Annotated in this window: 16 protein-coding genes; 8 read left to right on the forward strand and 8 right to left on the reverse strand. The window is 71.5% G+C overall.

Annotated features, from left to right (window positions below):
• Positions 1-80: 80 nt before the first annotated feature.
• Genes ACFVST_RS22095 through ACFVST_RS22110 form a run of 4 tightly spaced genes read left to right on the forward strand, consistent with a single transcriptional unit; the run spans position 81 to position 11,002 of the window.
• Positions 81-3,494 (forward strand): amino acid adenylation domain-containing protein, encoded by a 3,414-nt coding sequence (locus ACFVST_RS22095; RefSeq protein WP_390154611.1) that lies wholly within the window; start codon positions 81-83, stop codon positions 3,492-3,494.
• Entirely contained in the window at positions 3,491-8,869 is a 5,379-nt protein-coding gene (locus ACFVST_RS22100) for an amino acid adenylation domain-containing protein (protein ID WP_390154613.1), read from the forward strand. Before ACFVST_RS22095 ends, ACFVST_RS22100 begins: the two co-directional genes overlap by 4 nt.
• 31 nt (positions 8,870-8,900) lie before the next feature.
• Positions 8,901-10,043, forward strand: coding sequence for a Glu/Leu/Phe/Val dehydrogenase dimerization domain-containing protein (locus ACFVST_RS22105; RefSeq protein ID WP_390154615.1), 1,143 nt, complete (start codon positions 8,901-8,903; stop codon positions 10,041-10,043).
• Positions 10,040-11,002: a D-2-hydroxyacid dehydrogenase gene (locus ACFVST_RS22110; RefSeq protein ID WP_390154618.1), complete on the forward strand. Its 963-nt coding sequence runs from the start codon at positions 10,040-10,042 to the stop codon at positions 11,000-11,002. The genes ACFVST_RS22105 and ACFVST_RS22110 overlap by 4 nt, the downstream gene beginning before the upstream one ends.
• 14 nt (positions 11,003-11,016) lie before the next feature.
• Here ACFVST_RS22110 and zwf read toward each other — a convergent pair whose 3' ends face one another.
• Both zwf and ACFVST_RS22120 read right to left on the reverse strand, forming a co-directional pair.
• A complete protein-coding gene (gene zwf, locus ACFVST_RS22115) occupies positions 11,017-12,435 on the reverse strand; it encodes a glucose-6-phosphate dehydrogenase (protein WP_390154621.1) in 1,419 nt (472 codons plus the stop codon).
• 32 nt (positions 12,436-12,467) lie between these two features.
• On the reverse strand, positions 12,468-13,913 hold the full coding sequence (locus ACFVST_RS22120) for a sugar porter family MFS transporter (RefSeq protein WP_390154624.1): 1,446 nt from the start codon (positions 13,911-13,913) through the stop codon (positions 12,468-12,470).
• Between the two features lie 253 nt (positions 13,914-14,166).
• Here ACFVST_RS22120 and ACFVST_RS22125 point away from each other — a divergent pair, with 253 nt between their 5' ends.
• Positions 14,167-14,895, forward strand: coding sequence for a GntR family transcriptional regulator (locus tag ACFVST_RS22125; RefSeq protein WP_390154626.1), 729 nt, complete (start codon positions 14,167-14,169; stop codon positions 14,893-14,895).
• A 61-nt stretch (positions 14,896-14,956) separates the two neighbouring features.
• Here the strand turns inward: ACFVST_RS22125 and ACFVST_RS22130 are convergent, their stop codons facing one another.
• The 5 genes from ACFVST_RS22130 to ACFVST_RS22150 all read right to left on the reverse strand — a co-directional run bounded on the left by ACFVST_RS22130 (position 14,957) and on the right by ACFVST_RS22150 (position 21,030).
• Positions 14,957-15,310: a RidA family protein gene (locus tag ACFVST_RS22130; protein ID WP_390154629.1), complete on the reverse strand. Its 354-nt coding sequence runs from the start codon at positions 15,308-15,310 to the stop codon at positions 14,957-14,959.
• A 41-nt stretch (positions 15,311-15,351) separates the two neighbouring features.
• Entirely contained in the window at positions 15,352-16,887 is a 1,536-nt protein-coding gene (locus tag ACFVST_RS22135) for a hydantoinase B/oxoprolinase family protein (RefSeq protein ID WP_390154631.1), read from the reverse strand.
• Positions 16,884-18,851, reverse strand: coding sequence for a hydantoinase/oxoprolinase family protein (locus ACFVST_RS22140; protein WP_390154633.1), 1,968 nt, complete (start codon positions 18,849-18,851; stop codon positions 16,884-16,886). The genes ACFVST_RS22135 and ACFVST_RS22140 overlap by 4 nt, the downstream gene beginning before the upstream one ends.
• 180 nt (positions 18,852-19,031) lie before the next feature.
• Positions 19,032-19,550 carry a flavin reductase family protein gene (locus tag ACFVST_RS22145; RefSeq protein WP_390154636.1) on the reverse strand — a complete coding sequence of 173 codons (519 nt, stop codon included), beginning with the start codon at positions 19,548-19,550 and terminating at the stop codon, positions 19,032-19,034.
• A gap of 25 nt (positions 19,551-19,575) precedes the next feature.
• Positions 19,576-21,030, reverse strand: coding sequence for a 4-hydroxyphenylacetate 3-hydroxylase family protein (locus ACFVST_RS22150; protein WP_390154638.1), 1,455 nt, complete (start codon positions 21,028-21,030; stop codon positions 19,576-19,578).
• 394 nt (positions 21,031-21,424) lie between these two features.
• Here ACFVST_RS22150 and ACFVST_RS22155 point away from each other — a divergent pair, with 394 nt between their 5' ends.
• On the forward strand, positions 21,425-22,639 hold the full coding sequence (locus tag ACFVST_RS22155; RefSeq protein WP_390154641.1) for a hypothetical protein: 1,215 nt from the start codon (positions 21,425-21,427) through the stop codon (positions 22,637-22,639).
• 58 nt (positions 22,640-22,697) lie between these two features.
• Here ACFVST_RS22155 and ACFVST_RS22160 read toward each other — a convergent pair whose 3' ends face one another.
• Positions 22,698-23,513, reverse strand: coding sequence for a GntR family transcriptional regulator (locus ACFVST_RS22160; protein ID WP_390154643.1), 816 nt, complete (start codon positions 23,511-23,513; stop codon positions 22,698-22,700).
• A gap of 252 nt (positions 23,514-23,765) precedes the next feature.
• Between ACFVST_RS22160 and ACFVST_RS22165 the strand changes: the two genes are divergently transcribed.
• Entirely contained in the window at positions 23,766-25,229 is a 1,464-nt protein-coding gene (locus ACFVST_RS22165) for a purine-cytosine permease family protein (RefSeq protein ID WP_390154646.1), read from the forward strand.
• Positions 25,226-26,788: a hypothetical protein gene (locus tag ACFVST_RS22170; protein ID WP_390154649.1), complete on the forward strand. Its 1,563-nt coding sequence runs from the start codon at positions 25,226-25,228 to the stop codon at positions 26,786-26,788. The genes ACFVST_RS22165 and ACFVST_RS22170 overlap by 4 nt, the downstream gene beginning before the upstream one ends.

Raw genomic sequence — 26,788 nt, forward strand, 5'->3', positions numbered from 1 at the left:
ATGGGGGCCGTGTCGCCATGTGCCATGGGCGCCCCCGTCACCGCGGCGGCGCTCTCTCGAAGATGATCTGGAGCCATCCCATGCCGGTCGATTCACCACAGCAACCGCGGACCGAGGCGGCGGTTTCCCCTCCGCTGACCGTCCATGACCTGGTGGCCCGCCACGCCGCCGACCGTCCCGAGGCCACCGCCGTGATCTCGGGTGAACGCAGCACGAGTTACCGGGAGTTGCTCGCGCTCGCCGGGCGGATCAGCGCGCTCCTCCCCGCCGTGCCAGGGGGCCGAACCGGTATCTGCCTCGGGCGGGACGAGCGTACGGTCGCCGCTTTTCTGGGGGTGTGGCGGGCCGGGCGTTCCTGTGTGGCGCTGGATCCGGCGCTGCCGCCGTCCCGGCTGGCGCATATGGTCGCCGCGGCCGGGATGAGCGAGGTCCTCACCACACCCGAGCTGGCCCCGGTCGTCGCGGCGGCGGGCGCCCGCCCCCTCATCGTGGACGGCGCCCCGCACGGCGGACCCGTACCGCCGCCGGTGCGCGCCGTGGGTGAGGAGGCGTATGTGCTGTTCACCTCCGGTTCCACCGGCACCCCCAAGGGTGTGGTCATCGGGCACTCCTCGGTGCTGGCGCTGATGGAGTGGATGACGCGGACGATCGAGCCGGCGCATCTGCGGGTGGGGCTGGCGACGGCCTCGCTGTCCTTTGACGCCTCCCTCCACCAGATCTTCGGCCCGCTCTGCGCGGGCGGCAGCGTCGTGATCGCCGAGGACATCCTGGCCCTGCCCGACCTGCCCGCCCGGGACGAGGTCACCATGATCAGCGCGCCGCCGTCCGCGCTCGCCCTGCTGCTGGAACACCCACTGCCGCCGGGTGTGCGGAGGGTCAACGCCGGGGCGGAGCCGGTGCCCCGCCCCCTGGTCGACCGGCTCTACGCACACCCGGGCGTCGAGACCGTCGTCAATCTCTACGGCCCCACCGAGTGCACCGTCTTCTGCGCCACCCACCCGATAGGCCGCGACGAGACGGGCACACCGCCGATCGGTACGGCCGTGGCGGACTGCGAGTTGTCGGTGCGGGACGCCGAGGGGCGGCCGGTGCCGGACGGTACCGCCGGTGAGCTGTGGGTCGCCGGCCCGCTGGTGGGCCTGGGGTATCTGGGCGACCCGGAGGCGACGGCGGCGAGCTTCGTGGCCGATGCCGCCGTGCCCGGTGGCAGGCGGTACCGCACCGGGGACCTGGTGCGCCGTACGGGCGGGGTGCTCCACTATCTCGGGCGCCGCGACGAGCAGGTCAAGGTGCGGGGTTTCCGGGTCGAGCCCGGTGAGGTCGAGTCGGCCCTCGCCGCGCTCCCGGGGGTGCGGCACGCCGTCGTCCTCGCGCCGGTGGACGAGGCGGGCACCCGCACCCTGCACGCTTACGCGGAGGCCGCCCCGGAGGCGTCGCCCGGTCCGACGGAGGGTGAACTCCTCGCGCTGCTGCGGGACCGCCTGCCGCACTACCTGGTACCGGCGCGGGTGGTGGTGACGGACCGGCTGCCGCGCAGCAGCAACGGCAAGGTGGACCGCAAGGCGCTCGCCGCGCTCGCCCCGCCCGTCGGTGCGGCCGAGCCGGGCGAGCGGCCCCGGCCGGGGGTGGAGGCCCGTATCGCGGCGATCGTCGGTGAAGTGCTGGGTGTGGAGCGGGTGGTGGGGCGCCGGGAGCGTTTCGATGTGCTCGGTGGGCACTCGCTGGCCGCGGCGCGTGTCCTCACCCGGGTCCGCGCCGAGTGGGGCGCGGCGGTCTCCCTGGGCGACTTCCTCACCGAGCCGACGGTGGCGGCGCTGGCCCAACTCATGGATATGGCACCGGAGTTGCCGGTGCCGGTCCGGCTCGCCGGGGCCATCGAGTCGCCGCTGAGCGATATGCAACGGGAGTTGTGGACGACCCGCCAGATCAGCCCGTTCCCCGGGGTCACCACGGAGGCGTTCGTTCTCGGTGTGGACGGCACGGTGAGCACGGGTGCGCTGCGTTCCGCGCTCGACGCGCTGGTGGTACGGCACGAGGCGCTGCGTACCGTCGTCGTGGAGACACCGCGGGGACCGGTGGCGCGGGTGCTGCCTCCGGGGCCGGTTCCGGTGACCGAGCACGATGCCTCCGGACGGTCCGCGGCGGAGGTGGCCGCACTGGTGGATGCGGCGGCCCGGCAGGTGTTCGCGCCCGGGGACTCCCCGCTGCTGCGCGCCGTACTCGTCCGCACCGCCGCTGATCGCGCCCAACTGGTGCTCACCGTCGACCATTTGGCGTTCGACGGGTGGTCCGGGAGCCTCGTCCTGGAGGAAATCGCGGCCGCCCTCGACGGCCGGGCCGTACCGGAGCCCGTCGTACAGCTCGGGGATGTCGCGCGCTGGGAGCAGCAGACTCCCGCACTGGCCTCCCGCTCCCACCGCGACTTCTGGCGTACCGAGTTGGAGGGTTCGCTGCCGCCGTGGGACCTCGCGCGCGGTGTGCGGGCGGGGGCGCCGGCGCATCGCGGGGTGCGGCTGGTGCGTCAACTGCCGCCCGGTACCGCCGAATCCGTACGGGAGGTGGCGGCGGCTTCGGGTGTGTCGGAGTTCGCGGTGTATCTGGCGGCGCTCGATGTGCTGGTCGCGCACTGGACCGGGCGGCCGGACGTGCTGGTCGGGGTGCCGGTGGCGCGGCGCCCGGTGCCGGAGTTGGAGCGGGTGGTGGGGCCGCTGCTGTTCGTGCCGCCGGTCCGGGTCCGCTTCGCGCCCGAGGAGACCTTCCGTACGGTGGCGGCGCGGGCGGCGCTGGCGCGGAACCGGGCGCTCGCCCACACCATGCTCCCCGCCGCCGCGCTCACCGAGGCGGCCACCGCGGCGGGACTCCCGAGGCGTCCCGGCGCACCCTTGTCCCCGGTGTCGCTGTCCATGCGGCCGTCGGGTGCGCCGGTCCGGGTCGCGGCGGGCGGGGCGAGCCTGCGGGTGCTCGGTGAGCGGGACACGGGCGGTGCGCGGGACGATGCCACCTTCCTCGTCAACACCACCGTGGAGGGGACCGAGATCCATCTGGTCCACGACGCCGAGTGCTTCGACGAGCGGTCCGCCGGGGCCCTGCTGGACGGCTTCCTCCAGGTCCTGGCCGAGGGGTGCGCGGCGCCCGACCGGTCCTGCTCGGCCATCGCCCTGCCCCCGCCCCCGCCGCGCGCCGAGCCGGCGGCACCCGAGGAACGGCAGCGGGTCGCGCCGTCCACCGTGGTCGAGGAGTTCCTGGCGGCTACCTGGGAGCAGTTGCTGCCGGTGTCGGAGGTGGCGGCGTCCGACTCGTTCCTGGATCTCGGCGGGAGTTCGCTCACCGCGATGCGGGTGTCGGCGGAGATCTGGGACGCGCTCGGTGTCGATGTGTCGGTGCGTACGGTGTTCGCGCTGCCGGTGCTGCGTGAGCTGGCCGCCGAGGTGGAGCGGCGGGCGCTGGCCGCCCTGGACGCCTCGGCCTCCGGTGGGACGGAGGAGCCGGCGTGAGGAGGACGACGGCCGCCGCCTCGCAGGCCGACCAGGAGCGGCTGCGTGCCCTGCTGTCCGCGCGCAAGGCACACCGCCCGCAGGACACACCGCGGCGGGCCGAGGGGCCGGTGCCGCTCAGTGCCGCGCAACACGCGATGTGGCTGGCCTCCCAGCTCCAGCCGGACAGCCCCGCCTATCTGGTGCCGATGCTGCTGCGGTTGAGCGGCCCGCTGGATCGTGCGGCGCTGCTGGCGGCGCTGCGCGGGCTCGTCGGGCGGCATGAGGTGCTGCGCGGTGTGGTCGACGCCTCGGGCGCCGTCCCGGTGCTGGCTCTGCGCCCGGTGTCGGAGGTGCCGGTGGAGGTGGTGGACCTCGGTGAAGTGGCGGACGCCGAGGCGGAGTTGGAGCGGCGGGTCCATGCGGAGGTGCGGCGGCCGATCGCACCCGAGCGGGAGTGCCCACTGCGTGCCGTCTGCTTCCGCCTCGGCGAGCGGGAGCACGCCCTGCTGCTGGTGCTGCACCATATGGCGACGGACGCCTGGTCCAACGGTCTGCTGCTCACCGACCTGGCCGCGCTCTACACCCATGAACGGGGGCAGGGTCCGCCACCGCCGCACCCACCGCAGCACGCGGAGGTGGCCGCCGAACTCCCCGAGGATTCTGCCGCCCAACTGGACTGGTGGCGGGAGCAGTTGAAGGGTGCGCCCACCGCGCTCGACCTGCCCGCCGACCGTCCCGTCCAGCCGTTTCCCGACGACGCGGGGGCGAGCGTTCCGCTGGTCTTCCCCGCCGGGCTGAAGGCGCGTTTGGACGCCCTGGCCGCTGATCATGGTGTCACCCTCTTCATGGTGCTCCTCGCCTGCTGGCAGCTCCTGCTGGCGCGGGTGTCGGACAGCGAGGACATCTGCGTGGGCGTACCGGACGGGGGACGGCCCACGGCGCGGGCGGCGCGTGCGGTCGGCCCGTTCGTCAACACGGTCGTGATGCGGACGGTGTTGTCCCGGGAGTGGTCGGGGCGGCGGCTGCTGGCGGAGGTGCGCGGTGTGGTGCTCGACGCGCTGGCCCGGGCGGACGTTCCGTTCGACCGAGTGGTGCGGCAGGTACGCCCCGAACGTGCGTCCGGTGGGTCGCTCTTCGAGACGATGGCGAATCTCTACGTCCGGCCCGAACTCACCGGCCTCTTCCCGGAGTTGACGGCACGGCTCACCGAGATCCCGACCGGCGCCGTCAAGAGCGAGCTGGCCCTGCACTGCTTTCTGGCGGGCGCCGAGGGGCCGCTGAGCGGGGTGCTCCAGTACCGTCGCGGGCGGTTCGACCCGGCGACCGCAGAGCTGCTGGCCGCGTCCTATCTGCGGCTGCTGACCGGCCTGGCCGACGACCCCGACCGTCCGGTGGGCGAACTGCTGCCGACGGACCCGGCCGAGGGCGTACTGCACGGGCCGGCCCGCACGTACCCGGACGCCTCCGTGCCCGAACTGGTGCGGCGCTGGGCCCACTCGGCGCCCGGACGGACCGCGGTCCGCGCGGAGGGCGCCGCCCTCAGCTACGCAGAACTGGAGGAGCGCGCGGCCCGGGTCGCCGACGGGCTGCTCGCGGCCGGGGTGGGCGCCGGTGAGCCGGTGGCGGTCCTGGCCGAGCGGGATGTCCATCTGCCGGTGGCCCTGCTGGGAGTGCTCAAGGCGGGGGCGGCCTTCGTTCCGCTGGAGCCCGCCCACCCCGATGAGCGGCTGGCCCGCACCGTGGCGGCGTCCGGTGCCCGCTTCGTACTCGCGCCGCGTGCGCGGGCCGGCCGGGTGCGGGCGCCGCGGGTCCTGGTGACGGAGGAGCTGTCCGCCCCTGGCGGTGTGCGTACGGAGCGGCCCGGGACGCGGCTGAAGGTGGCGGGGGACGGGCTCGCGTACCTGATCTTCACCTCCGGAACGACCGGCGCTCCCAAAGGAGTTGGGGTGGAGCACCGCTCGCTGGTCCACTATCTCCATGCCGCGCTGGAGCGGATCGACGGTCATGGGCGGTCGTTCGCACTGCTCTCCACGGCGGCCGCCGACCTCGGCTACCTCTCGCTGTTCGGGGCGCTGGTGAGCGGCGGCGAACTGCATCTGCTGGACCGTGAGCGGGCCACCGACCCGGCCGGGCTCGCCGCGTACTTCGCCACCCACCCGGTGGATGTGGTGAAGATGGTGCCCAGCCACCTCGAACTCCTCGCCGCACACGGGGACTTGGCGTCCGTACTGCCGAGGCACCTGCTGGTTCTCGCCGGTGAGGCATGTCCGCCGCGGCTCGTGGCGCGGGTGCGCGCGGCCCGCCCCGGACTGCGGGTGCAGAACCACTACGGGCCCACCGAGACGACCGTGTCCGTCCTGGGCTGCGAGCCCCCCGCCCCGGACGGCCCCTCGGAACCGGCCGCCGCGTCCGTCCCGCTCGGCACACCCTTCCCCAACGCGCGGTGCTATGTGGTCGATCGCGGCGGGCGGCTCGCACCGCCGGGGACGCCCGGGGAGCTGTGGATCGCCGGCCCCGGAGTGGCACGCGGCTACGCCGGGAACGAGGAGGCCACCGCGCGGGCCTTCGTCCCGGACCCGGTCGACGGCACCCGGCGCTGCTACCGCACCGGCGACCGGGTGCGCATCCGCTCGGACGGGCTGCTGGAGTTCCTCGGCCGCCTGGACGACCAGGTCAAGGTGCGCGGATACCGGGTGGAGCCCGGTGAAGTCGCCGCGGCCTGCCGGGAGTTGGCCTCCGTACGGGAAGCGGTGGTGCTCGCCGTCGGGGAGGCGCACCGGCGGCGCCTGGTGGCCTGGGTGGTCCCGGCGGACGACGGCGCACCCCTGGACACCGCGGAGGTGCGCTCCGCCCTGCGCTCCCGGCTGCCCGACCATATGGTCCCGTCGGCCCTGGTGCCCCTGCCCGCGATCCCGCTCACCCCGAACGGCAAGGTGGACCGCGCCGCCCTGCCCGTCCCGCGCGCCTCCGAACAGCACCGCGGTACGGCTCCGCGCGGTGCCGCCGAGCAGCGGGTCGCGGCGGCGTGGCAGGAGGTGCTGGAACTCCCGGAGCGGGACCTCGACATCGACGCCGACTTCTTCGCCCTGGGCGGGGACTCCTTCAGCGCCCTGCGCGCCGCCCGGCTGATCAGCCCCGAACTGCGGGTGGTGTCCCTCTTCACCCACCCCACGGTGCGGGAACTCGCCACCCTCCTCGACAACCCCGCGGCGGCGGACAGCGGACTCCTCCAGCGACTGGCCGGACCACCCCCGGGCACCTCCCCCGAGGCGACCGTGGTGTGTCTGCCGTACGGCGGTGGCTCCGCGGCCTCGTACCAGCCGCTCGCGCATGAACTCGCCCTGCGACAGCCCGAGTTGCAGGTACTCGCGGTGGAGCTGCCCGGCCACGACCCGGCCCGCGCCGAGGAGGACCTGCGGCCCCTCACCGAGGTGGTGGCACGCTGCCGCGACGAACTCGCCGGCCTCGACACCGGCCGGATCCTGGTCTACGGGCACTGCGTCGGCACGGCACCCGCCGTGGCGCTGGCCCTGGCGCTTCAGGAGGCGGGCGCGGAACTCGCGGGCCTGGTACTCGGCGCCGCGTTCCCCAGCGCCCGGCTGCCCGGCCGGCTGTCCGCCCTGGTCCACCGCTGGTTCCCGGACGACCGGCGCACCTCCGACCGGGCCTACCAGGATGTACTGCGGGCGCTGGGCGGGCAGTTGGAGGACGACACCCGGGGCGCGATGATCCGCGCCGTGCGGCATGACGCCCGCCAGGCGGTCGACTGGTTCAGCGCCCGCTTCGAAACCCAGGACCCGCCACGGCTGCGGGCACCTGTCCTGTGCGTCGTCGGCGACCGCGACCGCACCACCGAACTCTTCGAGGAGCGCCACCGCGAGTGGACCGCCGTCGCCGACGATGTCTCCCTCGCCCGGATCCCGCACGCCGGGCACTACTTCCTCAAACACCAGGCCGGGGAACTCGCCGGGATCGTCCAGGCGCGGCTGACCGCCCCGGCGGCCACCGCCAACGCCCGGCAGACGCAGGACAGTTCGGGGCAGCGACGGGACCTGCGCCGGTTCGGGCTGTTCGCGCTCGGGCAGACGGCCTCGATGACCGGCTCCGCGCTCACCTCCTTCGGACTCGGGGTGTGGGTCTTCCAGCAGACCCACCAGGTGTCCGCGTACTCCCTGGTCACCATGCTGGCCATGCTTCCGGCGTTCCTCGCGGCGCCGCTGGGCGGTGCCGCCACCGACCGGTGGGACCGCCGCCGGGTCCTGCTGTGCTGCGCCGCCGTCTACGGGATCACCCTGTCCGGGCTCGTCGCCGCCGCGGCCACCGGGACCCTGCGGGTGTGGCAGGTCGCGGTGTTCGCCGCGCTGACCTCCCTCACCGCGGCGTTCCAACGGCCCGCCTATCTCGCCTCGGTCGCCCAACTCGTACCGAAGCCCTACCTCGGCCAGGCCAACGGCGTGGTCCAACTGGGCACCGCCCTCAGCACGTTGATCGCGCCGGTACTGGGCGGGGCGCTGATCAGTCTCACCGGATTGCCCGGGGTGGTCTGCCTGGACCTGGTCGCCGTCCTGGCTGGTGGGGCCGTGCTGCTGGTGATCCGCTTCCCGGACCGCCTCTTCCGCAGGCGGCAGGAGGGCTTCCTGCCCGCGATCACCGGGGGCTGGCGCTTCCTGGCCCGGCGGCCGCCGATGGTGGCGATGGTGCTCTTCTTCATCGTCGTCAACTACATCATCGCCACCACCACCGTGCTCACCGCCCCGCTCGTCCTCTCCACCAGCACCCCGGCCGTCCTCGGTACGGTCACCGCGTCGGGCGGACTCGGCGCCGCGGTCGGCGGGCTGGCCATGGCGTTCTGGGGCGGCACCCGGCGCCGGGCGGACGGCATGATCGGCATGACGATCGGGCTGGGCCTGGCGACCGCACTGATCGGACTGCGGCCGGAACCGGTCCTGATGGGCGCGGGCCTGTTCCTGTGGTGGGTGTGCAACGCCCTCCTCAACGCGCACTGGCTCGCCATCCTCCAGGCCAAGGTGGGCCTTGAACTGCAAGGCAGGGTCGTGGCCACCAACCAGATGCTCGCCACCGGACTGATGCCGCTCGGCTTCCTCCTCACCCCCCTCCTACTGCGCCACCTCTTCGATCCGCTCCTCGGCCACACCGTGTTCCTCCAGCAGCTCATGGGCGGCACGGGCCCGGGCCGCGGTATGGGACTCCTCATGATCACCGGCGGGCTGCTGCTCGCCGTCTGGGGCGTCCTCGGCCTGCGGTACCGCCCGCTGCGCCACATCGAGAGCCGGCTCCCGGACATCTCCACGGCGGAGGTGGTGGCGGACGACCTCGACACCCTCCAGGACGAGGCGGACGCCCTGCTGCACCGAAGCCGAAACACCACCTGACGCCGCCCACCGGAACAAGAAAAGACGTGACATGCATCAACTCCTCAGCAGCGACGGCGTGTTGGCCTCGCCTCCGCTCCTCACCACCGCCCTCTCCCTGCCCGACTGCGAGGCCGACGCCTGGGTCGTGGTGGACAGCACCGTGCACGGCCTCGCGATGGGCGGAACCCGTCTCACCGAGACCGTCGACGCACCCGAACTGGCCGCCCTGGCAAGGGCGATGACGCACAAACTGGCCCTGGTCGACCTCCCGATAGGCGGCGCCAAGGCAGGCATCCGCCCCCGCTCCCCCATCACCGACCGCGACCGGCTGATGCGGACCTTCGGCCGGGTCAGCCGCCCGCTGCTGCGCGGCGGTGTGTATCTGGGCTGCGACCAGGGCACCACACCGGCGGACCGGGACACCTTCTTCGCCGCGGCCGGCTACGACCTCGCCGAAGTCCCCGGGTCCACCCAACTCGACGTGCCCTGGGAGCAGTTCTACCCGTCCATGTCCGACATCACGGGCTACGGTGTCGCGGTGGCCGCCCTCAGCACCCTGGAGGCACAGCGGGTCACCGCACCCCAGCGGGTGGTGGTGCAGGGCTTCGGAGTGGTGGGCCGGGCGGCGGCACTGCATCTCGAACGTGCGGGCCACCGTGTGGTGGCCGTCGCCGATGTCCTGGGCACGGTGGCCGACCCGGCCGGCCTCAGCACCGAGGGCCTGATCGCGGCGACCTCCTCCGACGGCACCCTCGACCGCTCCCAACTCCCGTCCCAAGTACGGACTTTGGGCTGCCCGGACCGCGCCTGGCTCACCGTCGACACGGACGTACTGGTCCTCGCGGCCGGAGCCGACGCCATCGGCCCCGGCTCGGTCCCCGAGGTGCGCGCCCGTGTCATCGTCGAGGGCGGCAACCTGAGCTGCGGTCCCGTCGCCCGCCGTCTGCTGCGTGAGGCGGGGCACACGGTGCTGCCCGATGTGGTGGTGAACGCCGGCGGTGCGGCGCTGACCGGGGCGATCCTCACCGGGACGGCGCCGTCGGGGCTGCCCGCGCCCCGCCTCGCGGAGTGGTTGCGCGGCTGGATCGCGGACAAGATCCGCCACAACTGCGCCCTGGTCACCGAGTTGAGCGGCCAGGGCAGCGCCGACCCGGTCGCGGAACTCCTGGCGCGGCGGGCGGTCCAACCGTGAACGCGTCCGCCTGGCGCGATCCGTCCGTCCTCGTCGCCCACACCGCGATGGCCGAGCAGCTCCTCCCCCACCTGGAACCCCTGGTCACGGCACGGCGGGCCGCTTTCCTCGACGACCTGCCGCGCAGCGAACTCGCCGAGGTGGAGGTGCTGGTGGGCCACCACTTTCCCGAGCGCTCCCTCGCCCGGCTGCCCGGTCTGCGCTGGCTGCACCTCACCGGCACCGGCACCGACCACCTCGCCGCCGCCGGACTCGCCCCCGGGACCCTGGTCACCAACTCGGCGCGCGTCCCCGTCGAACCGGTCGCTGAGTACGCCCTCTCCGCACTGCTGATGCTGCTCAAGGAGTTCCCGACCCTGACGGCGCGCCCCCAGCGGCGCGCCTGGCACACCTCCACCGCCACCCTGCTCAGCGGGTCGACCGTCCTGGTGGTGGGCGCCGGACGGATCGGCCGGGCCGTGATCCGCAAGGCCACCGCGCTGGGCGCCCGGTGCATCGCCGTCAACCGCACCGGGGAACGCGAGGTGCCGGGCGCGGACCGTACCGTCGGGGCGGGTCGGCTAGCCGAAGTCGCCACCTCCGCCGACCACTTGGTGTGCTGTCTGCCCGCCACCGCCGGGACCCGCCGGCTGGTCGACGGGAAGGTGCTCGCCGCGCTGCGGCCCGGGGCGGCACTGGTCAACGTCGGCCGTGCCGCCACGGTCGACGGCGACGCGCTGCGCCGGGCGCTGGAGACCGGGGCGCTGCGCGGGGCGCTGCTCGACGTCCATGACATCGAGCCGCTGCCCGCGGACGACCCTCGCTGGCACACCCCGGGCCTGGTGGTCTCCCCGCACTGCGCCTTCGCCTTCCCCGGCGAACCCGCCGCCGTGGCCCGGGTGTTCCACGACAACCTCACCGACCTGCGCGTCGGCCGCACCCCCCGGGACACCGTCCCGGTCGACCTCCGCCCCGGGTGAGGCACACCGCCCGCTCAGTCGAAGAGGGTGCGGCCGAGGTGGTGCCAGCCCGCGGGGCCCGGGAGCCGGGCGGCGGCGGGCGGACCCCAGGTGCCGGGGTCGTAGACGACCGGCGGCTCGGCGGGGTTCAGCACGGGGTCGGCGATGCGCCAGCACTCCAGGATGGCGGGGTAGAACGCGAAGGGTTCGGGGTCGCCGCTCATCGCGCCGTCGAGGATGGCCTCATAGGGCTGCTCCAGCCGCCCGAAGAGTTTGGCGTACTCGACGCCGACCGGCACCCGGCGCGGGTCGTCCTCGCCCTGCGACTTGCGGACCACCAGGTCGGCCCGGATGCCGGTGTCTCCGTCGAGACGGAAGCGGACGAGGTTGGGCGGTGCCTCACCGTGGCGTCCGCGGAACAACTCCAGGGGCGGGCGCCGCAGTTCGACCACCACCTCGGTCGCCGTGACCGCCAGCGCCTTACCGCTGCGCAGATGGAACGGCACCCCGGCCCAACGCCAGTTGTCCACCTGCAGGGTGGTGGCGAAGTAGGTCTCCGTGGTCGAGCCCGCTGCCACACCCGGTACGTCCAGATAGCCGCGGTACTGGCCGCGGACCGTCGCCGCCGGGTCCATCGGGCGCACGGCGTGCAGCACCCGCCACTTCTCCAGGCCCTGCGAGGCGGCGCTCGCCACGCTCGGCGGGTCCATCGCGAGCAGCGCGAGGATCTGCAGCATGTGGTTCTGCACCACATCGCGCAGGCAGCCGACGGCGTCGTAGAACGAGCCTCGGTCGGCGACGTCGAAGTCCTCGGCGAGGCTGATCTGGACGTTGTCGACGTAGGAGCGGTGCCAGATCGGTGCGAGCAGGGTGTTGGCGAAGCGCGCCACCATCAGCGACTCCACCGCGGAGTTCCCGAGGAAGTGGTCGACGCGGAGCAGGTGGTTGCTGTCGAAGTACCGGCTCAGCTCGGCCTGGAGCTCCTGGGCCGAGGCGCTGTCGTGGCCGAAGGGTTTCTCCACGACGAGGCGGGCGCCGCGGTTCAGTCCGGCGCGGCCCAGCGCCGCGGCGACCGTGGTGAACAGGCCGGGCGGCACGGCCAGATAGTGGGTCACGAAACCGAAGCCGGACACCGCGTCCTTCAGCCGCTCGAAGGTCGCGTCGTCGCCGAAGTCCCCGGTGACGATGGACAGTCGGGCCGCGAACCGGCCGAAGACGTCGTCGTCGATGTCGGTTCCGGTGGCGGCGACCGCCTCGCGGGCGTGGGCGCGCAGCGTCTCGTCGTCCCAGTCGACGGCGGCCACCCCGATGACGGGGACGTCGAGCCGGCCCGCCGCGCTCAGATGGTAGAGGGCGGGCAGCAGCATCTTGCGGGCCAGGTCGCCGGAGATGCCGTACAGCACCAGGGCGTCGCAGGGTTCGAGCCGGGAGGCGGGGAGTGTGGTCTCGGTCATTCGGGGTCCGTTCCGCAGTGGTCGGGGCCGGGTCAGTTCAGGGGCGCCTTGGTCCGGCCTGGTGTCCGGGGGCGGCGGCCGAAGCGGCGGTTCAGGTCCTGCTGGATCTGCTCGGCGTCCCGGCCGCGGGTCTCGGGCAGGAAGCGGCCGACGAAGAGGAACGCCAGTACGCAGATCCCGGCGAAGATCCAGAACGTCTCGCCCTGTCCGATGACGGTGGCCAGCGGCAGGAAGGCGAGGCTGACGACGAAGTTGGCCACCCAGTTGACCGCGGTGGAGGCGCTCGACCCCTGGGCGCGCACGGTCGGCGGGAAGATCTCACCGATCAGCGTCCAGAACACCGGCCCCAGTCCGCCGGCGAAGGACGCGATGTACACGACCATGAAGAGCAGCGTCAGCCCGGAGCTGAGGTGCGCCACAAAGCTCAGGCCGAGCAGGAAGACGGAGGCGGCCATCACGCCGAGGGAGACCAGCACCATCGGGCGGCGTCCGACGCGGTCGACGAGCTTGATCGCGACCAGGGTCATCACCAGGTTGATCACACCGATCGCCACCGAGTAGACGATGGAGTTGGAGGCGTTCAGTCCGGTCTGCTCGATGATCGTCGGGGCGTAGTAGATGATCGTGTTGATGCCGCCGAACTGCTGCACCAGCGCGAGCGTCAGCCCCACCACCAGCGCGGGACGCACATCGGGTGCCCGCAGCCGCCGCCCGCCGTCCTCGGCCCCGGAGGAGGTCCGGGCGTCCGCGATCCGCCGCTGCGCGGTGGCCACCAGCCGGTCGGCGGTGGGCCCGTCGGTCACCGAGGCGATCGCCGCGCGCGCGAGGTCGGGGCGGCCCGAGGCGATCTGCCACTGCGGCGACTCCGGCAGGAACCACAGTGAGGCCACCACCAGGACCACTGCCGGTACGGCACCACAGGCGAACATCGCGCGCCAGTGCCCGCCGCCGGAGAAGACCATGTTCACCAGGTACGCCACCAGGATGCCCACGGTGATCAGCAGTTGGTTCATGGTCAGCAGCCGGCCGCGGACGGCGGTCGGGGAGATCTCCGACAGATAGACCGGCACCAGCGCCGAGGCCGTGCCCACCGCGAGACCCAGCACGATCCGCGCGGCCAGCAGCATCGGGTACCCGGTGGAGAACACGGCGAGTGCGGTGCCCGCCAGGAACACCGCGCCCGCGGCGCCCAGCAGCCGGCGCCGCCCCCAGCGGTCGGCCAGTCCTCCCGAGCCCATCGCTCCGATCACGGAACCGATGAGCAGCACACTGACCACGCTGCCCTGCTGGAAGGAGTTGAGCCCGAAGTCGCTCCGGATGTACAGCAGGGCGCCGGACACCACACCGGTGTCAAAGCCGAAGAGGAATCCCCCCACGGCGATGACGGCGGCCCAGCGTTTGATCCTGCGGAGCCCGTCCGGCGTGACCGCCGTCAGCGGACCGTGCGTCCCGGGCTCGCGGGAGAACCCCTGAACCATGTCGTGTCCTTACGGTGTCTCGGAGGTCGGACCGGCGGTACGACCGAGGCGAATGCCTATCCGCCCGACCGCCCCGAGTCCGCCGACCCGCCGCACAGTCCGCGAAACGCGTGAACCCGTACGGCCGTCCGGCCCCGGCTACGGCCCGCCCGGGATGCCCGCCCGGCAGTCGCCTGCTACGCGGTCCCGGCGTACACCGAAAGAAAGAAACGGAGTATACTCAGCGGTATACCAGTAGGATTGGAGCATTCCGTTGTCCAAGAAGCCGTCCTTCAGCGAACTGGCCTACACCGAGCTCCGCCGCCGCATACTGACCCTTGAGTACAAGCCGGGCACCCGCCTCGACGACTACGAGATCAGCGCGGAGCTGAAGTGCAGCCGCACCCCCGTCCGGGAGGCGATGTTCCGCCTGGGTGCCGAGGGGTGGGTGGACGCCCAGCCGAAGGTCGGCTTCGTGGTGCGGTCCCTGGACATCCAGAACGTGGCGCAGCTCTTCGAGGCGCACGGACTCATCGCCGGTCTGGTCGGCCGCCTCGCCGCGCAGCGCGTCACGGAGTCCGAGCTGAAGGAGATGCGGGCCGTGGCCGCCGAGATCAGGGAGGCCATCGAGCGGGGCGACCGGCTCACCATGACCGCGAAGAACGCCGAGCTGCACCGGCTGGAGGGGCGGGCGACACGGAACGACATCATCGCGTCCTGCGCCACCTCCATCCACGACCAGAGCGAGCGCCTGGCCTACCTCTGCTACGGCGGCGACCAGACCGACATCACGGAACCGGATCTATCGGACCACCTCTCCAAGGTCGTCCACGATCACGACGCGATGATCGACGCCCTGGAGCGCCGGGACGAGGACGCCGCCGAGGAAGTCGCGCTGCGGCATGTGCACTTGTTCCGGACCCGCGTACAGGAGTATCTGGTGCGGGACTTGTCGGTGAACCTCGGCGGTCTCACCGCGAAGGCGCACAGCCTGCTGTCCTGAGCCACCCGACGCGGCGGTACGCCGGTGTGCGGTGCCGAGGCACCGCACACCGGCGTCCTGGTCAGTCTGTCTGCGCCGCGATGATCGTGATCTCGACCCGGGCCTCGGGCCTGACCAGCGGCGCCTGGACGGTGACCCGGGCGGGCGCCGCGCCGTCGGCGACCCACTCGTCCCAGGCCTTGTTCATCGCCGCGCTGTCCTCGACATGCGCCAGATGGACGGTGGCGTGCAGCACCGCGTCCTTGCGGGAGCCGCACTCCGCGAGCAGTTCGTCCACCTTCTTCAGGGTGCGTACGGTCTGGTCGTACGCGTCGTCCGTGGTGGTGTCCAGTTGTCCCGCCAGGTAGACGGTGGAGTTGTGTACGACGCCCGCGGTGATGCGGGGGCCGGGCCGGTGCCTGGTGATCTGTGCCATGGTTCTGCTTCTCGTCTCCTCGAAGTCGCCGTGGGATTACGTCAGTTGGCCGCGCCGTGGCCTCCGCCGCCGGGGGTGACCACGGTCACCACATCGCCGTGGTCCAGCTCCTGGTTGGTCTTGGCGGCCACGGGCTGACCGTTGATCAGATTGCTTCCGGTCCGGGCGGACTCGCCGGACTCCGCCCCGCCGGGGGCGTAGGTGCGGCGGTCCGTGAGCAGGGAGACGCTGGCCGGTTCCTGGAGGCGGATGGTGCGGATGAGTCCGTCGCCACCGGTGTGCGCACCCTCGCCCCCGGAGCCGTACGCCAGCTCGTACTGCTCGATGCGGAGCGGGTACTCCAACTCCAGGGATTCGATGGGGGTGTTGAGGGTGTTGGTGATGCCGACGTGGACGCCCGAGCTGCCGGCGCCGCAGGAGTGCGCGCCCTGTCCGCCGCCGAGGGTTTCCACATACGTCCAGGTCCGGCCGCCGAGGACCAGCACATTGGTGGTGCCCATGCCCGGCGCCGACACATCCGCGACATGGCTGAGTGCTTCCAGCACGGTGTCGGCGATGCGCTGGCTGGTCTCCACGTTCCCGGCGACGATCGCGGAGGGGTGCTGCGCGTTCACCAGGCAGCCGACCGGTGCCTCGACCGATATCGGGGCGTAGGTGCCCGCGCTCTTGATCGGGACGTCCTTGGCCAGCACCGTCTGCACCGCGAAATAGCAGGAGGACCGGGTGACCGCCAGCGGGCAGTTGATGTTGCCCGCGGCCGCCGCCGACGTTCCGGTGAAGTCGATCCGCAGGGAGTCGCCGTCGACGGTCAGCGACACCCGGATGGGGAAGTCGTCGTCGGTGACGCCGTCGCCCTCCAGGCAGGACTCGGCGGTGTACGTGCCGTCGGGGAGCGCGGAGATGGCCTCGCGGGTCCGGCGCTCGGTGTAGTCGAGGATGTCGGCGCAGGCCGCCTCGACGGTGTCCAGGCCGCGCCGGTCGACCAGTTCGTTGAAGCGGGTCTCGCCGATCTTGTTCGCGGCGAGCTGGGCGTAGAGGTCGCCCTTCCTGATGTAGGGGGTGCGGACGTTCGCCAGGATCAGGCGCAGTACGTCGTCCATGATCTCGCCGCCGCGGGCCAGGCGCACCGGCGGGATGATCAGGCCTTCCTGGTAGATCTCCCGCGACCCGGACGGCATCGAGCCGGGGCGTGATCCGCCGATGTCGTTCTGGTGGGCCCGGCTCGCGGTGTAGCCGATGATCGTCCCCTCGCGGACGATGGGGCTGACCATGGTGACGTCGGGCAGGTGGGAGCCGCCGGAGTAGGGGTCGTTGACCACGAAGGCGTCACCGGGCCGCGGGTCCATCTCCCGTACGGTGGCCACGACTTGGGGCATCGCGCCCAGGTGGACGGGGATGTGGGCGGCTTGGGCGATCATCCGCCCGTGCCGGTCGAAGAGGGCCGTCGAGCAGTCCCTGCGCTCCTTGATGTTCGAGGAGTAGGCGCCCCGGATCAGGAGCATTCCCATCTCTTCGGCGATCCCGGCCAGTGCGCCGGACATGACCGAGCGGGATACGGCGTCGAATGTCTGATTCACTTCTGCTCCAGGATCAGGTTTCCGTGTGCGTCGATCTCGCCCGCCCAGGAGGGGCGGACGACGCAGGTGCATTCCGCGAACTCCACGACCGCGGGGCCCGAGACACGCGAGCCGGCGCCCAGCCGGTCCCGGTCGTAGACCGGTGCCTCGATCCACTGGCCGTCGATGTTCATCCGCCGGGTCTCCACGGGCCCGTCCTCGCCGGTGGCGGGGCCCTCGTGGAGGGCGGGGAGGTCGCGTTCCTTCAGGGCGACGGCGCGCAGGTTGACGTACTGGATCTCGTCGTCGGCCATGCGGTAGCCGTTGAGGCGTTCGTGTTCCTCGTGGAAGAGCGCGGGGATCTTCTCCGGGTCGTCGGCGGGGACGGTGATCTCGAAGCTCTGGCCCTTGTACCGGAGGTCCGCGTAGCGGCGGATCCCGGCGCCGGGCAGTGCGGCCCGCGCCTGCTCCTCCAGTGCGTCGAACTTGGCGAGGACCTCTTCCTGGGCCTCGCCGAGCGGACGCAGATGCGCGGCGACGAAGTCCCGGCGCAGCTCGGAGATCGCCAGCCCGAGCGCCGAGAGGACTCCCCCGACCTTCGGGACGACGACCCGCGGCATACTCAACTCCTCGGCGAGGGCGCAGGCATGGAGGGGTCCGGCGCCGCCGAAGGCGACCAGTGCGAAGGTCCGCGGGTCGAGTCCGCGCTCGACGCTGATCACGCGCAGGGCCCCGGCCATCTCCGCGTTGGTCACCGCCACGATGCCCAGGGCGAGTTGGTCGACGTCGAGCCGGACGGTGTCGCTGAGCGAGCCGATGGCCTTGCCGGCGAAGTCCCGGGACAGCGACAGGCCGCCGCCGAGCCGGGCACCGTCGCGGAGGTAGCCGAGCCACAGATTGGCGTCCGTCACGGTGGGGTCGCTGCCACCCATCCGGTAGGCCGCGGGGCCGGGCACCGCGCCCGCGGACCGCGGTCCGACGCGCAGCGCACCGCCGTCGTCCACCCAGGCGATCGACCCGCCGCCGGCACTCACGGTGTGCACATCGACCATCGGCAGCTTGACCGGGACGCCTCCGACGACCGAGTCCGTGGTGACCTGCCGGTTGCCCTCGACGACGGGGGCGACGTCGGTGCTGGTGCCGCCCATGTCGAAGGTGAGGAAGTCCTCGATCCCGGCCAGGCCCGCCACGAAGGTGGCGCCGACGACACCGCCGGCCGGGCCGGACAGGACGCAGGTGGCGGCGTGCCCGGCGGCGTCCCCGATGGTGGTGACACCCCCGGAGGACTGCATGACCAGCGGTGAGGGGACACCCTCGGCCTCGGTGCGCTCGACCAGCCGCTCCAGGTAGGCGGAGAGCTTCGGCGACAGATAGGCGTCGGCCATGGTGGTCGAGAACCGCTCGAACTCCCGGAATTCCGGGAGCACTTCACTGGAGAGCGACACATGGACGCCGGGCAGCTCCCGGCGGATCAGCTCTCCGGCCTGTTGCTCATGGGCGGGGTCCACGAACGAGAAGAGGAAGCAGACGGCGACGGCTTCCACATCGGCGCGCTTCAGTTCCTCGACGGCCGCCCGCAGGCTGTCCAGGTCGAGCGGCTCAATGACGCCGTCGGGGCCGGTCCGCTCCCGGACCGTGAAGCGCAGCCCGCGGGGCACCAGGATCTCGGGGCGGTCCTGCGTCAAGTCGTAGAGGGAGGGCCGGATCTGGCGGCCGATCTCCACCACATCGCGGAAGCCATGGGTGGTGACCAGGGCCGTCTTCGCACCGGCCCGCTCCAGCAGGGCGTTGGTCGCCACGGTCGTGCCGTGGGAGAGCGCGCCGATCGCCTGACCGGTCAGCCCGGCCGCGGCGAGGCTGCGCATGACGCCCTCGGACTGGTCGCTCGGTGTCGACTCCACCTTGGCCGTGTCGACCCGGCCTTCCCTCAGCGCGACGAGGTCGGTGAAGGTACCGCCCACGTCTATGCCTACTCCGGCAGACATTCCGACTCCTTCCGATCGTGAATATGTGCAGTATTTTGCGGATATACCGTTTCTCGGCACACCTCGGCCACGGTCATGGCCGTGCTGTAAGTCCTCTGGCCCGGTGCGGACGGCGGTGCAACTACCCTGTCGGGAACGGCAGTTCGGCGGTGGGGCCGACCCGTCCCCGGTCCGCGGCGGTCAGAGCCATGGCGGAAGGGGCTCCTCTCCCCGGTCGACGTAGTCGCCGAAGCGTCCGCCGACGAAGAGCAGCGGATCCCCCGCGCGCTCACACAGCCGGTCGACGGCACCGAACACCACCACATGGTCCCCGGCCACCACCTCCCGGTCCACGCTGCATTCCAGATGCGCCAGCGCGTCCGGCACCACCGGCACCTGATGCCCGCCGAACTCCAGGGGCAGTCCCGCGAAATGGTCCTCGCCACGACGGGCGAACCGCCGCGCGATCGGCTCCTGCCGCGCACTGAGGATGGAGACGGCGAACCGTCCGGCCTCCCGCACCGCCTCGGCGGTACGCGCGCCCTCGTTGAAGCAGACCAGCAGCAGCGGCGGGTCGAGCGAGACCGAGGTCAACGAGTTGAGTGTCATACCGTGCGGATGGCCGTCGCCGCCCTGGGCCGTGATCACCGCGACCCCGGTGGCGAAACGACCCATCGCACGGCGCATGGCCACAGGATCGCGTACCGTCATCTGACTCATCCCACTCCTCCGCGTACCGGGGCCGTCAGGCCTCGCCGTCGATGCCATAGCCGGCGAGGAACTCCTCGACATCGGCGAGGTGCCGATCGAATCCGTAGTTCCGGAAGGCGTAGCCCTTGGCGACGAACGGGGCGCCCGCGTAGAACATCTCGTACTGCTGGTGGCGGCCGCCGAACTCGGAGCCGACCACGTCCCACACCAGCTTGAACAGCTTGACCCGCTCCTCGGCCTCCACCCCCGGCGACTGGACATAGCGGTCGAAGTCGGCGCGGCTCTCCGGGTTGCGCATGTCCGCGACACCGGCGGGCAGTTGCAGCACTCCGCCGCCGGCCAGCTCCCGGAGGATCGCGATGACCCGCGGGTACAGCTCGGCCTGGAGGCCCATGGCGCCGTAGAGGGCGCGCGCGTCCGGCCGCCACATCCCGTTGGCGTCGGGCGTGGCACCGTACTCGGAGGCCAGGACGGCGGACTCCACCAGCGAGGCGATGCTGGCCAGTTCGCCCAGCTTCTCCTGTACGGCGGGGAAGCGGTCCACCCCGTTGACGGCGGTCACCTTGCGGGCGAGGCCCACCAGGAACTGCAGTTTCACGGTGAAGCGGATCTGCGCCTGCCAGTTGCCCAGCACATGTCCACCGGTCTCGAAGAACTGCTTGCGCAGTCCGGCCACATCCCGGTCGACCAGCACCCGCTCCCACGGCACCAGGACGTCGTCGAAGACGAGCAGCGCATCGGTCTCGTCGAAGCGGGAGGACAGCGGGTAGTCGTAGTGGCTGGTGGCGCCCGGCGCGTAGGGGCGGCGGCAGTACAGCTTGAGGCCCTCCGTGCTGAGCGGCAGGCTGAAGCTGTTGGCGAAGACGCGGTCCTCCGGGCTCAGCGGCTTGATGCAGGAGACGAAGATCTCGTCGGAGACGGTCGCCCCGGTGGCGAGCATCTGCGCGCCGCGGACGACGATGCCCTCGGAGTTCTCCGCGACGACCCCGACCTGGATGAAGTCGCCGTCCCAGCCGTGCGCGGTCGTCGCCCGTGAAACCTGCGGCGGGATCAGGGCGTTGGTCACATACAGGCTCTGGTCGAGCATCCTCCGGTACAGCTCGACGGCGTTGGCGCCGAAGTCCCGCGGTTCGCGGGTGAACGCCTCCGGGTGGCTGCCGAACGCCGCGATGAACGAGATGAAGTGGTCCGGGCCGCGGCCGATCCAACCGTGGTTGCGGCGCGCCCACTTCACGATCGCCTCCCGCCGCCAGGTGAGGTCCTCCCGGCTGCGCGGCACCGAGAAGATGATGTTCGCCTCACTCCCGGTCTCCGGCGCCGTGTAGATCAGGCCGTTCGCCGGGTCGGCCGCGAGGTCGTACAGTCCGGCGATGCTCTGCGCGACGGGCGCGAAAGCGGGATGGCTGGTCACGTCCTTGACGCGCTCACCGTCGACATAGACCGCACGGCCGTCCTGGAGCGAGGCCAAGTACTCGTTTCCGGTCCGCATGGGGCTCCTTCACTTTTCCAGGCATGGCCGTCACAACTTCCCGTACGGGCAAGGGGGTTGCGGCAGGGACCTCCCCCCGGTGGCCGACCTGGTGGAATACCGGGGCGGCCAGCCGCCACCGCATCCGGATGCGCGCGACCATCTTCGTTTTCGTACACCGACGGCCTACTGTCGGTATATTGTTCATACACCCAGCCCCTGTGGTGGGCAACACTCTTGTCCGGATTTCCTGTCCGGATACAACCCCCGGACCGAGATTTCCGGCAACCGTCCACGCACCGGACGGCGGGAGGCGGGGCCGGCGGACGCCCGACGGCCGTTCGGTAGGGTCGAAGGCGTTTCTCTTGTACGCCAGCACGATTTGGGGGAAGTCGGCTGCCGCCGGCACCGCACTATGACCATCAGGACCAGACGCCGGACCACCCTGCTCGGAGCGCTCACCGCGCCCGCACTCGCTCTCGCGCTCACCGCCTGCGGCGGCTCGTCGGACTCCGGCTCCGACTCCGGCAAGCCGTCCGCCCAGACGAGCGGTTCCGGTGAGACCGCCGAGCCGAAAGTCGCCTCGTTCCCCGTCGGCAAGCCCTTCGGGGACGCCGTCTGGACCGCCCGGATCAGCACCCCGTCCATGGGATCGGTGATCAAGAGCAGGGGCGCGCCGGTGGCGGTGCGCGCGGACCGGGTGCTCGTCGAGTACCAGAAGTTCAACACCCGCGCGGTGCAGGCGTTCTCCGACACCGGTGAGAAGGTCTGGACGCACAAGCTGTCCGAGCACGCCCAGGTCCTCTTCCTGGACAAGACGGTGGCCGTCCTGGAGAAGGGCGAGTCCAAGGCGTCGGGACTGGACAAGCCGGGTCAGGTCACCAAGGTCACGCTGCTGTCGCAGGCCGACGGCTCGGCGGTCTCCGAGACCGAGATCCCCGACACGGTGGCGACCAACGGGTTCGCCACCCTGGCGTACTACGAGGGCGAGTCGGTCCGCGTCCTGAGCGAGGCGGGCAAGCCCCTGGAGGCTCCGGGCGTCTCCGCCACCAAGGACGTCGGCCTGATCGGGGAGATCCCCTTCTGGCGGGACGAGGACCGCAACGTCACCACCGCGTCCTGGTCGGCGGGCAAGGACCTCGGGATCGACACGTCCGACCTCATCGAGTCCGAAGTACAGGCCATCGACAACAAGCAGGGCCTGATGCTGCTCTCGGTGACATCCGGACCCAGGGCGGAACGGACCTTCTACGGGGTGAAGGCCGACACCGGCAAGGCGTTCGAGATCGACTGCCCCAACGCCCGGGAGACCGACAGCTTCACCGATGTCACCACCAACAGCCCGAACGGCCAGTACGGGGTCATCGACTCCGTGGTGCTCTCCGGGACCGAGGGCAGGTGCCTCGGCGGTGGCGAGCAGAAGGACGTCAAGCTCACCGCCGTCGACGACAACGGCACCGCCTACGGCACCGCCGAGGAGAATGAGCTGGCGGTCATCACGGCCGACGGGAAGGCCGAGGTCTCCCAGCTCCCCGGCGGCGCCTCGGCGCCGATCGGGGTCATGAAGGGCGATATCGCCGTCCACTGGAACCAGTCCGCGGGAATCCTCTCGGGGAACCCGATCAAGTAGCCACCGGCAGAACAGCGCACGGAACCCCCGCGGACCTCGCCGCGGGGGTTCCGTGCGTTCAGCGGTGGACCAGGCTGACCTGGGACGCCGATCGCGAACCGCCGCCGTTGCGGGGCAGGTTGAGCTGGAAGGACACGAAGGCGGGACGGTAGCGGCTGCTGACGGCGAGGACGGTGTCGCCGCGGTCGTCGGTCACCGCGCCGGTCATCAGGAAGACGGGGGCGTTGACGTCCTCGTGGAGCAGGGCGGCATGGCGGGAGGTGAGGGTGCCGATGTCGAGCTGGAACTGCCCGCCGCCCAGCGTGACGGCGAAGTGGTCCTCGATCGCGGCGTAGACGGACACCGTGTTCAGGTCGAGATCGCGCAGCCCGGCGAACCGCGGGTAGGGCAGATAGAGCTCCTCCAGGGCGACCGGTTCCTCGTCGGTCTTGCGGACGCGGTCGATCCGCAGCAGCCGCTTGACCCTGGCGGGGAAGGTGACGCCGGCCGGCCCGCGGTGCTCGTCGATCTCGGTGACGCCGATGACCTCCGAGGACGGTGTCCGCCCCTCGGCCATCATCTGCTCGGTGAAGCCGATCAGCCGGGTCAGCGGGTAGTCGGACCGCTGCGCCTTGACGAAGGTGCCGCGGCCCGAAGTCCGGTACAGCAGACCGTCGTTGGCGAGCCGGGTGATGGCCTGGCGCATGGTCCCGCGGCTCACGTCGAGGGCCTCGGCGAGGTCGATCTCCCGGGGCAGCATCTGGTCGGCGGCGAGCGCGTGGTCGACGATCATGCGCCGCAGTTCCTGGTAGATCTGCTCGTGCAGCGGAATCGCACTGGTGCGATCCAGTGCGATGGATGAGAACGCCTCGCCGTGCAGTGCCTCCGCTGTCATATGTCCAATCATACGGGGCGGTACAGCCGGTATGTACAGACGCAATCGACTTCTGGCTGAAGCTCGCCCCTCTCCGCCGGGTCACACCCGCCTCGACAGGACACTCGACAGGGCGCTCGACGGGACACTCGACGGGACATTCGGGCAATTCGCTCCAGACGTCTCTTGACAGGTCGGCGGCGCAACCTCATCGTAAGTCTAAACATATGAACCAGCCGCTAGGTTCCTGTTCTCAACGGTGAGGCGAACGCCATGACACACACCCCGGCAGCGGAAGCCGGCTCCACCCTCCAAGTGGAGTCCAGAAGCTATGAGTTCGTCCCCCTGGAGGAACGGCACGGCAAGACACGCAACCTCTTCTCCCTGTGGTTCGGGGAGCAACTGTCCAGCTTCGCTCTGGTCACCGGAGCGCTGGCGGTCAGCCTGGGGCTGAACTTCTGGTGGGCGATAGCCGCCATCGTCCTCGGCAATCTGATCGGCGCGACGATGATGGCCGGCCACTCCGCCCAGGGGCCCGCGCTCGGGCTGCCGCAGATGATCCAGTCACGCGCCCAGTTCGGCTTCTACGGGACCCTGCTGCCGCTGGTGATCACCTGGGTGATGTATGTGGCGTTCTCCGCGGTGGCGGTGGTGATCGCCGGGCAGGGCTTCCAGTCGGTGTTCGGCGGCTCGCTCGCCCTGTGGATCGCCGTCTCCGTGGTGCCGATCCTGGTACTGGCGATCGTCGGCTACGACATGATCCACAGCAGCATCAAGTACATCGGCTGGGTCATGGGTGTGCTGTTCATCGTGGTGGCGGTGCTGCTGTTCCGCCACGGTGTGAGCATGGACCAGCTCGGCCACGGCGGGTTCTCCTGGTCGTCCTTCCTCGGTGCGACCTCGCTGTTCGTCACCTGGCAGCTCACCTACGCGCCCTATGTGTCGGACTACTCCCGCTACCTTCCGCCGCACGAGACCAAGGGCGCCTTCTGGTACACCTACGTCGGCACCGTGGGCGGCTCGGTCGTGGTGATGGTGCTGGGTGCGGCGGTGGCCACCCTGGCGCCGACCGCGGATGTGGTCCAGACGGTGCGGAATCTGGGCGGCGGCACGGGCGGCGGGATCATCGTGGTGATGCTCGCCATCGGGCTGATCATCGTGAACTCCACCAACATCTACGGCGGCACCATCAGCACGCTGACCCTGCTCCAGCACTTCAAGGACATCAGGTCCACCGTGCCGAAGCGGGTGGCCGCGGCGCTGCTGATCGGCGGCCTCGCCGTACTGGCGGGCATCGCCGGCTCGGCCGACTTCGTCGACAACCTGATCAACTACCTGAACTTCGTGCTGTACTTCATGATCCCGTGGACGACGGTCAACCTGGTCGACTTCTACGTCATCCACCACGGCTCGTACCGCACCGAGGACTTCTTCTCCAAGAACGGCACCTTCGGCCGCTGGGGTATGCCCGCGATCGCCACCTATCTGATCACCTTCGTCATCGAGGTGCCGTTCATCAACACCACTGTCTTCGAAGGGCCGTTGGCGCGGGCCATGGGCGGAGTCGACCTGGCGTGGCTGGTGGGCCCGGTGGTGTCGATCCCGCTGTACCTGGTGCTGGCCAAGCGCAAGCTGCGGATCCGGCATCTGTCGATGCCCTCCGCCGCGGAACTGCTGGACGGGGAGCCGGCGGAGGGCCTGCGAACGGGCGGCAAGGAAGCAGAGTCGTCGCGGTGAAACGCGTCGTCCTTCTCGGCAGCAGCGGCGGCAACCTCCACCGGTTGGGCGGGGCCGATCCCGCGCAGCTCATCCGCATCGTGCAGAAGCAACTCCGCAAGGCCGGGGTCGAGTTGAAGGCGGCGTGCTTCGTGTCCGCCGACGCCTCTCTGGACGCGGTCACCGAGACCGCCACCGGCTCGCTGTGGGAGCTGCACGACGGGGCGCCGCATCTGGTGGAGGCGGGCAGGCTGGCGAAGATCAACGAGCTGGCGCAGGACCAGGACGCGGCCATCGCCGAGCTGATCGGCTCCGGTGAGGTGGACGGCGTCATCCTGATCAGCGCCGACCCGCACGGTACGAACCAGGCGAGTGTCGCCGCCGCGGCCGCGCACCGGCTGCCCGCGGCGGGCAGCGGCGGCAGTTCCGTCGCCGCCGCGGAGGCACTCGGTATCCGGTTCGTGTCCGCCTCCGGCACCACCGGCACCACCAACCACACCCGGGCGATCAGCTACACCTCCGGTTTCGCCCGGGAGTGGAAGCTGAAGTACCGGCCGGTGGACCTGCCCACCTCACCGGCCGGCTGGTGGCGCCGCTACGATCCGCGGCCGGTGCTGGTGGACGCGCTGCCGGCGATTCTGGCGATCGCCGTCGGGGTCGGTATCGCGCAGTTCTTCGGCGCCGGGACCCGCGACCACCTTGTGGGCCTGCTGGTGCCGCTGGTGCTGGTCAGCATCAGCTACACCGCTTCGTCCCGGGTGGGCAGTGTGGGCCAGGCCGGGCACATCGCCGGGGTGCTGGCGGGTGTGCTGGCCTCCAACGGAGGGGTGCTGACGGCGCTGGTCGCCGGGTTCCTCGCGGGGACCCTGGCCGATCTGGCCGCCAGCGGCGCACTGCGCCACCGGGTCCCGGCCACCGGCGCCAACATCATCGCCAGCGGCGGTGCGGGGCTGGTCGCGGGCGCGCTCGCCCGGCTGCTGCTGTCCGGGCCCGGCCATGCGCTGGACCACTGGTGCGCCCGCGCCCTGTCCTTCGGGCTGACGCACGCGGGTGTGTGGATCGGTGCCGCGGTGGGCGCCTGTATGTGGTGGGTGCTGCTGCGCGGTTACTACCACTCCTTCGTGCTGCCGCTGATGGTCGTGGAGTTCAGCGCGGGCGGTACCTCGTTCCTGGCCGCGATCGACATGGTCGCCCTGGTCGCCGTCTCGGCCGGGGTCGCCGCCGCCGCGATCCTGCTGCCCCGCACCCCGGGCGACCGCAAGCCCGCCCGGCGCACCCTCGGCATCAACAGCCTGCTCGGCACCTATGTCGAGGGCAGCTTCCCGCACGTCAGAGCCGGCCGGGCCGCGCAGGCCGTGGCCGTCGTCGCGGCGACGGCGGGCGGGGCCGTGGTCGGAGCGTGCCACGGCATGGGCGTCACCTATGTCCCGCTGTTCGCCCTGCCCGTCGTCGGCACCGCCCACTTCGGCCTGCTGGCCGCCCTGCTCGTCTCCGCCGGGATCGCCCTGTGCGGATTCGCCACCCTGAACCTGCGTGCGCGCCGCCAGGCCGTCACCGCAACCACCGAGCAACACCCCTAG

Origin of the sequence: Streptomyces sp. NPDC058045 (assembly GCF_042885635.1) — a bacterium.
In the GTDB taxonomy this organism is placed as follows: Bacteria; Actinomycetota; Actinomycetes; order Streptomycetales; family Streptomycetaceae; genus Streptomyces.

Coding starts and splice junctions, on each gene's coding strand:
- ACFVST_RS22095 (WP_390154611.1), top strand. CDS start 81: ATGCCGGTCGATTCACCACAGCAACCGCGGACCGAGGCGGCGGTTTCC.
- ACFVST_RS22105 (WP_390154615.1), top strand. CDS start 8,901: ATGCATCAACTCCTCAGCAGCGACGGCGTGTTGGCCTCGCCTCCGCTC.
- zwf (WP_390154621.1), bottom strand. CDS start 12,435: ATGACCGAGACCACACTCCCCGCCTCCCGGCTCGAACCCTGCGACGCC.
- ACFVST_RS22120 (WP_390154624.1), bottom strand. CDS start 13,913: ATGGTTCAGGGGTTCTCCCGCGAGCCCGGGACGCACGGTCCGCTGACG.
- ACFVST_RS22130 (WP_390154629.1), bottom strand. CDS start 15,310: ATGGCACAGATCACCAGGCACCGGCCCGGCCCCCGCATCACCGCGGGC.
- ACFVST_RS22140 (WP_390154633.1), bottom strand. CDS start 18,851: ATGTCTGCCGGAGTAGGCATAGACGTGGGCGGTACCTTCACCGACCTC.
- ACFVST_RS22145 (WP_390154636.1), bottom strand. CDS start 19,550: ATGAGTCAGATGACGGTACGCGATCCTGTGGCCATGCGCCGTGCGATG.
- ACFVST_RS22150 (WP_390154638.1), bottom strand. CDS start 21,030: ATGCGGACCGGAAACGAGTACTTGGCCTCGCTCCAGGACGGCCGTGCG.
- ACFVST_RS22155 (WP_390154641.1), top strand. CDS start 21,425: ATGACCATCAGGACCAGACGCCGGACCACCCTGCTCGGAGCGCTCACC.
- ACFVST_RS22160 (WP_390154643.1), bottom strand. CDS start 23,513: ATGACAGCGGAGGCACTGCACGGCGAGGCGTTCTCATCCATCGCACTG.
- ACFVST_RS22165 (WP_390154646.1), top strand. CDS start 23,766: ATGACACACACCCCGGCAGCGGAAGCCGGCTCCACCCTCCAAGTGGAG.